Source organism: Vibrio sp. 2033 (assembly GCF_033339735.1).
On the sequence record NZ_JAWOVC010000587.1, the window covers coordinates 1 to 589 of the forward strand.

General features: G+C 42.8%; 2 protein-coding genes. Both read left to right on the top strand.

The window, feature by feature from the left end; all coding sequences use genetic code 11:
- A partial coding sequence (locus tag R7P74_RS27930) for a DUF1904 domain-containing protein (protein ID WP_225493059.1) occupies positions 1-328 on the top strand: 328 nt, incomplete at its 5' end.
- Between the two features lie 12 nt (positions 329-340).
- Positions 341-589 (top strand): penicillin-insensitive murein endopeptidase (locus R7P74_RS27935; RefSeq protein WP_318123928.1); only part of this gene is annotated, 249 nt, incomplete at its 3' end.

Genomic DNA, 589 nt, shown 5'->3' on the forward strand with positions numbered 1-589 from the left:
ACATCTACGATTTCGCGCTGTAGAACCTCAAGCAGTACAAGCTTTGTCAAAGCCACTGACTGACGAGCTCCAGCCACTAATGAATAGTCCACGAGAAGATTTTACTTTTGAGTACATCTACACAACTTTCTTTAGTGAGGGCGAGGTAAGTCCTGCTTATCCTTTTGTTGAAGTTTTGTGGTTTGATCGAGGACAAGAGACCCAAGACAAGGTGGCGAAAGTAATTACACAACAAGTTCGTGGTGTAGTCGGTGAAGATATTGATGTAGCAGTCATTTTTTCTGCACTATCGCCAAATGCCTACTATGATAATGGTGAACATTACTAAAGGGGATGTATGATGCGGCTGAGTCTTTCTTTTTATTTAAGTTTATTTTTCTCAGCTCCTCTTTATGCTACGCCATGGGAGCAAGTTAGTGCTCCCACTCATAATATGTCCTCTTCTATTGGTAGTTACGCGAACGGCTGCTTAGATGGGGCCTCCCCCCTGCCTTTAGAAGGTACAGGTTATCAAGTGTTACGTAGTCGAACGAATCGCTACTATGGGCACCCTAACACTATAGATTTTGTTGAAAGCCTAGCTTTAAAG